Source organism: Neorhizobium sp. R1-B (assembly GCF_004368875.1).
Taxonomy (GTDB): Bacteria; Pseudomonadota; Alphaproteobacteria; order Rhizobiales; family Rhizobiaceae; genus Neorhizobium; species Neorhizobium huautlense.
Map to the genome: position 1 here is coordinate 38,787 of NZ_SOEM01000028.1, position 6,924 is coordinate 45,710.

Below are 6,924 nucleotides of genomic sequence, written 5' to 3' on the forward strand. Positions count from 1 at the left end.
CCCCGGAGGCCTGAAGTTCGACGTTCAGGCCGCAACGGAGGAGGATGCGCGCCAGCACGTCCGCAGACGTCATTCGTCGAGGATCACCAAGGTTGAATTTATCGGAGAGGTAAAACGCCATGCCCCAATTGCACGTTGACCTTTTCGGTCATGAGACCGTTCTTTCGCGTCGCGAACCCGCCCATGCAGACGCTGTTCGGCGCGCCTTCCGCGCCCTTGCGGACGGCGAACCAACCCGAGAAGTGATGGAGATCCTTTATCAGGAGTTCGGGGACTCGTGTGGTTTGCGCCCCCCTGTCTCGGAACTCAACCTGGCCCGGAAGTGCGAGACGCGGAGTAAGAGCCGTGGCTGACGCAGCGCTTTTCCGTGTTCATCGTTCACAGCTTCTGCCGGCGCTGGATGCGGCATGCGCGGGAGCAGACCGTAGCGCCACGATCCCCATTCTCTCGCACGTCTTGTTGCGCCCCGAAGGCGATCAACTACGGTTGCGGGGGACCGATCTGAACATTGAGATCGAGGCTGTCTGCGAATTGCTTGATACTAGCCATTCCTCCGGGATCGCTCTTGCCGCCTCAGATCTTTTGGGTTTGGTAAAGAGCCTTCCTGAGGCGGCGGAGATTGAGTTTCTGCCAGGTCGCTTCGGTGGACAGATTGCCATCCGCACCAAGGCCTCAAAGTTTACGCTCCTGAGCCTCCCAGAAGCCGACTTCCCATCGATCTCAAGCCAACTTGATGGCGACCAATTCGGACTGGATGTGTCGCCGTTCATAAGTGCGATCGGGAAGGTTCTCTTTGCGGTCGACAAGGCAGACACAGGCCGTCCGTACACATTGGGGATATACCTCGCGCCAGAGGAGAATGGCGATCGGCTGCTTGTCGCGGCTACGAACACTCGAACACTTGGCATTATCAGGCTGCGCACTCAGTCCCCCGCCCGCTTCGATCCCGTCATCATTCCGGGCAAGCTGGCGCAGACGATGCGCAAGCTGTTCTCGGACGAAAAGTCCGTCGCAACAATGATGGTCTCCGATCATCTGATGCGCGTGAGCTGCGGCAACGTGTCAATTTTCTCTCGCCTGATCGATGGCGAGTTTCCGGTGAAGATATTCGAAACCCTTCCAAAGGAACCAGACTATCAGATCATCGCCTCTGTCGACGCGCTCAAGTCGTCCGTCCGTCGCATCCTTCTGGTCGCCGGCGACTACATGAAAGAGGGCGTGCGTGTCTCTTTGCAATCGGGCGGCCTGCGTCTGGAGCTGGTTAATTCGCAGGGCGAATCTGCTGTGGAGCATGTGCCGGTAGATTTCGAGGGGACCAGCGACTTTTCGATCGGCTTGAATGCGAAGCTCATAGACGGCGTCCTAGACAGTGTGGCCACGCAAGACGTTAGGCTTGGCCTGACGTCGGGCGGAAATACCGTATTCCGCCCCACCGCGGATATCGACGACATGTTTGCGATTGCGCCTATGAACGCGAGGGGGGTCGATCAATGACGATCTTCGACCTTCAGGGAAATGCAGTACAGGAACCGGCAAGAATACGCCGCACGGCTCTGTTCTCGGATAACGGCCTGTATCGATACCGGCTGACCCGTCAATGGGATCTGACCGGCGTGATGCTTCCAGTTTGCATGCTAAATCCGTCGACGGCCGACGCGGATAAGGACGATCCGACGATCCTTACCCTGATGAAGTTCGGTAAGGCATGGGGATATGGCGGGATCGTCGTCATTAACCTCTTTGCCCTACGCACCTCGTCCCCGCAGGATCTAAAGCGAAACGCGTGGCCGCACGGATTGGACAATAATCTGCATCTTGAGCAGGTGCTGTCGGCCGCGCGCCACACCTCGACGCCTGTCCTTGCTGCATGGGGAAACGACGGCGCCCATTGGAACCGGCAGGACGAAGAGTTCTGCAGGCGCGCCAAAACCGCGATGGTCGATCTCGTCTGCCTTGGCCTGACCAAGGACGGTTTTCCGAAACATCCGCTCGCGCGTGGAAAACACCGCATCCCCTCAGATCAAAAGCCGCTCATGTGGCGGCGCTGGATGGACCAGTGAGATGGCGACGCGAGAGGAAATCGACCGCCTTGCTCTTGTCCGTGCCCGCCACAGATCCGTGCCGCACGCTGCTATGAGGGTCGACGATGAAAGCGGCGCACACATGGACGCGGCGGATGGTGCGCGCCTGTTCTCGTTCTCAACCTCGTGCCCACATCCATACCGCACGTTTTTCACGGATGTTTATGACGACGTCACCTTTCTGATTGCGATGTTCGACAGGGCAACCAGAGACAATCGAGAGCTACGCCATCAGCTGACAAGCGAACGTCCGGATCTCGCGAAGGAATGCGCCCGCTACTGCGATGACTCGGTGTTCAAGCGCTACCTTGCCGACGTTTACGGTCTCGACACAGCCGACCGCGAACGGGTGGCCGCCGGAGTCAGAAAGATTCTCGGCATCAAATCCAGATCTGAACTCAACACAAAGCCAGAAGCCGCCAGAGCGTGGAACGACCTGCGAGGCCGCTTCGAGGCATGGAGGCTCACGGCATGAGTGAAGCAGTGGAAGCGTTGGCCCGCTCGTTGGCAGAGCAGGAAGGTTGGCGATGGGATGACGAAAACCAGATGCTGGATGTCGCGGCTGCCGGTTGGCAGAAGACGAACCGCGAGCGGCTGACCTGGAGAAAACGTGCCGAGCTTGCTTTGTCATCCTCGCTGCCAACTCAGCATCAAAATCTTTCCGCAGAAGATACCGCCATTGCGATATGCGAGGCTTGCGGCAAACACATCCAGGAGGGCGAGCCATATCTCTGGGGACCGGAAACTAGTCTCTGCAGCGATTGCGCGCCGACTTATCAGGCCCTTCTGGACGAGCCAGAAGGGTTTGTGAACGCGGATGGCGACCCTCTGACGCCAGAGCAGTGCCGCGCCTGGTACGACGAACATATCGCCGCCGGCGGCAAGGCGACGGACAGCATGGCGAAGGTCGATCGACCATTGTCCACCCCACCGCCCGTTCATCAAATGCGGGGTGCCGCTGATGCCTACGTTGCCGAACAGGGCATCGAGCATAGCGGCGGGATCATCGAGGCGGCATTTGAGGCTGGCGCGCTATGGGCCTCCCGCGCCGCCCTCGCATCGGAGGGCTCGACGGATGGACGCTAAGCAGCTCCACATTCTCCAGCACTCGCTTGGGCTCGACCAGTACGGACGCGGCACGTTCTACCGTAACAGGTTTGTCACCGGCGAAGGCAGCATCGATCATCCGATCTGCATGGAGCTCGTCGCGCTCGGCTACATGAAGCGCTTCCAGGCCGTCGAGCTGTTCGGCGGCAGTGACGCCTTCACCGTTACCGAAGAAGGCAAGCGCGCCGCCGTGGCGGAAAGCCCAGCGCCTCCGAAGCTCTCACGCAGCAAACAGAGGTACATCGACTTTCTCGCATACGACGGCTCCATGACCTTCATGGAATACATCAGGTGGCGGGACTACCGCGACAGGAGGTCCGCATGAGCCTGTTTCAGACCATCCGTTGCAAACTTGGCAAGCACATTTGGAAGTCTGTCCGCAATCGGCATTGGGTGCAGAGCGAGTGCGTTCATTGCGGTGCGCATGGTGCTACTCATTTCATCCCCCTCATGAAGAGCGTCGATGACTGCGAAGGCTTTGACGATCCTGAGGAGCGTTGCCCGCGTCATCCGAATGACTGCTTGTGCTGGGATGTGCGGGCCCCATCACCCTCGACGCATTTGCGGGTTAGCGAGATCATCGCAAAAATCAGGCATCAACTCGAAATCAATGTGCAGATTGCCGAAGATCAGTACCCGGAAGGGCCGATCGTGGACGGCAAGCGCGTGAAGGGCCTTACCCACTCTCAGGATATTCTTGCCCAGCACATCCGCGACCATTTGAGCGAACTAGAGTTGGTCATCGTCTCACCAGCGCCCGCACCCTCGACGCATGGGGCGGGTCTGCCGCCTGCTAGCGACATAGAAAAGCTCGGCGGGTGGACGCTCTCTCATGATTTCGTAGACCAGTTGGCACGAAAGGCAGAGGAGGAGACGACCTACCCCTGCACGATGGAGGTTGCCGAGCATATCGCCCTCGCAGTTGCCGATATTCTTCGTTCCAGCCCACCGCCCCAACATCAAAAGACGGCGCATGATGAGTTCCTAGACGCATCCGAGGAATTCAGCACTGAGAACAAGCGCCGGGAGGCGGAGCTTCATGCACCAGCGCCTGTTACTCATATGATGGTCACCGACGAATTGGCGACAACGTACAAGGCAGCCTTCCGCGCTGTCTTTGACCGCTGGCTCAACGACGAGGCTGGCATTCCTCAGGAGAACATCGGCCTGATTGCCACAAAAGCTGGCCTGCAAGCTGTCTTCGATACCCTCGCATCGGAGGCGTCCGAATGAGCCGGCAGGTCAACCGATACCTCAAAGACAAGGCGATGGATCAGATCGACCACGCGCTCGGCCGTCCAGTCGATCCTCTGATCGAAACCTACCGAAACCATTTCGCCGTCAATGCTGACAGCAAGACCGCGAAGGAATTCGACGCCTCTCCGTTCTGGAGCCGGAACGGCAAAGGCGCACCGGGTGGCATGGCGTTTTACCACGTTACCGCCGAAGGCCGGCAGGCTCTCAAGCAGCATCTGAAGGCTATCGGGGACAGACACCGCATCTTCAACGTGACTTTCGACGGCCACACTCAGCCGGTGGTCGCTGAGAGCGCGTCGAAAGCTCGATACAGCCTTTGGCTCGATATCTCCGATTGCTTCGCCGATCTCAGCTTCAAAAAGTTCTGTCAAACCGCAACCGTGAGGGTCGCAGCATGAAGGTTCACACCCTCAAAGTCTGGCCAAAGCAATTCGAAGAGCTGTCGATCGGCGACAAGACTTTCGAATATCGCCTCAACGACCGCGACTTCCGCGTTGGTGATACGCTGCACCTGCAAGAGTATCAGCCCGACAAAGACATCTACACCGGCCGCGTCATGAACCGGCTTGTGAAGCATATGCTGACCGAGGGGTTTGGATTGCCCGACGGTTATGTCGTGATGAGCCTCGGGCCATACCCATCACCCTCGACGCGGGAGGTGGGTCGCAAATGACCAGACGCGACAGCATCCGCGAAAAGATCATGACGCGCGTCCGGATCGACGAGCAGACCGGCTGCTGGATCTGGACAGGCCCAACGTCTGGCGCGACGGGTCGTGGAGCCGGTTACCCTCGCATGTCCCTCGGGGGGGCAGACCGTAGCGGTGCACCTGGTCATGTGGACCAACGAGCACGGCTACATTCCGGGGAAAAAAGAAATCGACCACTACTGCCGCAACCGTCTCTGCGTTCGTCCCGATCCAGAGCACCTGCAGCTCGTCACCCGCAAGCGCAATATCCTGCGCCAGTGGGAAGCGCGCAAAGCGGCGATGGCTTGTGAGGAGGTTTGAAGATTGAAACCGCTGCGCGTCGAAATCCTCCCCACCTCTCTTCCGCCACTTGGCATTAACCGGGAACAGGCAGCCGCCCTAGTCGGTATCAGCACATCGCTGTTCGACAAAGCGGTGACTGCCGGCACCATGCCGAAGCCTCGCATGATTGGCGAACGGCAAGTTTATGACGTTGGGGAGCTAGTTGAGGCATTTAGGAAGCTTCCTCATAAAGGCGGCGAAGATCTGGCACTTGACGCTCGCGCCTCCGAAGACAATCCTTGGGACTGATGAGCAAGATGTATCCGAAGCTTCCCAAAGGCGTGACGCTCGATCGCGATTGGCGAACGAAGGAGCCGCGTTTCTATTTTCGTGCTCCCGGCCGCCCAAAGGTCCGCCTAACTGAGGAGCCGGGAAGCGTGGCCTTCGAAAATGAAGTTGCCTGCGCACGGTTGGGCGTCCCGTATCTGAGGCCCGGAGAGAAGCCCAAGCCGGAGCCCTTGATCCGCGCTCCGAACGAGGGAACTCTTGACTGGTTGGTACTGAAGTACAAGGCGCGGGCTGGCAATACGATGGCGCCGGATCAGCTCGCCCGTCGTGCACGCCTTCTCGAAAAAGTTTGTGATAGCCTGACCCCAAAAAAGAAGAATAGGCGGGGAGATCTGCCGGTCGACAAGATCGAGCGGAAGCACATTCTGGAGATCCGCGACGAGCTGGCGCAGACAGCCGGGGCTCAGGACAATCTCGTGAAGTACATTTCGGCAATGTTCGGATGGGCAATCGAAAATGACCTGGTGAAGATCAATCCGGCCCTGCGCATCAAAAAGGTTGGCGGGGGAACCGGTTTCCATACCTGGACCGTCGACGAGGTGAAGCAGTTTGAGGCAAAGCATCCGCCAGGAACCAAGGCGCACTTGATGCTGAGTATGGCCCTTTTTACCGGCCTGCGCCTTCAGGAGCTTGCCATCATGGGTCGCCAGCACGTTCGCGATGGTTGGCTGACGATTCGGCCAGGGAAGACCTCGAAGTCAAGCGGCGTAACCGTGCAAATCCCAATCCTCCCGGAATTGCAGAAGAGGCTTGATGATCAGCCTGCCAAACAGATGACCTATCTCGTCACAGAGTACGGCAAACCGTTCACCGTCAATGGACTCGGGAACAAGATGCGCGACTGGTGCGACGATGCGGGGCTGTTCCATTGCTCTACCCACGGACTGCGGAAAGCAGGAGCGACGATCGCGGCGGAGAACGGTGCGACTGACGATGAACTGATGGCGATCTTCGGATGGACGACGAAGAAGCAGACCACGCTCTATACGAAGCAGGCTAACCGGAAAAAGCTCGCGGCCGGCGCCATCCATAAACTTCGGTCAGAACAAACTAGCAATGAAAATTGTCCCACACCCGAAGGGGTCGTAAAAAGTGGGACAAAAAGGGAGAAAAAGCCAAGCAAAAACAATGCTTGAAAAATGGAATGGTGCCCAGAAGAGG

10 protein-coding genes and 1 pseudogene are annotated in these 6,924 nt (G+C 58.4%); all 11 read left to right on the forward strand.

Annotated features, from left to right (window positions below; genetic code table 11):
- The first annotated feature begins 345 nt into the window (after positions 1-345).
- Positions 346-1,494, forward strand: coding sequence for a DNA polymerase III subunit beta (dnaN, locus tag EDE05_RS24050; RefSeq protein ID WP_166675502.1), 1,149 nt, complete (start codon positions 346-348; stop codon positions 1,492-1,494).
- Positions 1,491-2,060, forward strand: coding sequence for a DUF1643 domain-containing protein (locus tag EDE05_RS24055; RefSeq protein WP_134103090.1), 570 nt, complete (start codon positions 1,491-1,493; stop codon positions 2,058-2,060). The genes dnaN and EDE05_RS24055 overlap by 4 nt, the downstream gene beginning before the upstream one ends.
- A 73-nt stretch (positions 2,061-2,133) precedes the next feature.
- Positions 2,134-2,556: a hypothetical protein gene (locus EDE05_RS24060; protein ID WP_134103093.1), complete on the forward strand. Its 423-nt coding sequence runs from the start codon at positions 2,134-2,136 to the stop codon at positions 2,554-2,556.
- Positions 2,553-3,167: a hypothetical protein gene (locus EDE05_RS24065; RefSeq protein ID WP_134103095.1), complete on the forward strand. Its 615-nt coding sequence runs from the start codon at positions 2,553-2,555 to the stop codon at positions 3,165-3,167. Before EDE05_RS24060 ends, EDE05_RS24065 begins: the two co-directional genes overlap by 4 nt.
- A complete protein-coding gene (locus EDE05_RS24070; RefSeq protein ID WP_134103098.1) occupies positions 3,157-3,513 on the forward strand; it encodes a hypothetical protein in 357 nt (118 codons plus the stop codon). Before EDE05_RS24065 ends, EDE05_RS24070 begins: the two co-directional genes overlap by 11 nt.
- Entirely contained in the window at positions 3,510-4,421 is a 912-nt protein-coding gene (locus EDE05_RS24075; protein ID WP_134103101.1) for a hypothetical protein, read from the forward strand. Before EDE05_RS24070 ends, EDE05_RS24075 begins: the two co-directional genes overlap by 4 nt.
- Complete coding sequence (locus EDE05_RS24080) at positions 4,418-4,843, forward strand: hypothetical protein (protein WP_134103104.1); 426 nt, start codon at positions 4,418-4,420, stop codon at positions 4,841-4,843. The genes EDE05_RS24075 and EDE05_RS24080 overlap by 4 nt, the downstream gene beginning before the upstream one ends.
- Complete coding sequence (locus tag EDE05_RS24085; RefSeq protein ID WP_134103107.1) at positions 4,840-5,118, forward strand: DUF3850 domain-containing protein; 279 nt, start codon at positions 4,840-4,842, stop codon at positions 5,116-5,118. The genes EDE05_RS24080 and EDE05_RS24085 overlap by 4 nt, the downstream gene beginning before the upstream one ends.
- Positions 5,115-5,454, forward strand: a pseudogene (locus EDE05_RS24090) (HNH endonuclease signature motif containing protein). Before EDE05_RS24085 ends, EDE05_RS24090 begins: the two are co-directional and overlap by 4 nt.
- Before the next feature lie 3 nt (positions 5,455-5,457).
- Entirely contained in the window at positions 5,458-5,724 is a 267-nt protein-coding gene (locus tag EDE05_RS24095; RefSeq protein ID WP_208325235.1) for a hypothetical protein, read from the forward strand.
- The gene (locus tag EDE05_RS24100; protein ID WP_245519959.1) at positions 5,724-6,899 is read left to right on the forward strand and encodes a site-specific integrase; all 1,176 of its coding nucleotides are present in this window, start codon (positions 5,724-5,726) and stop codon (positions 6,897-6,899) included. Before EDE05_RS24095 ends, EDE05_RS24100 begins: the two co-directional genes overlap by 1 nt.
- Positions 6,900-6,924: the final 25 nt, after the last annotated feature.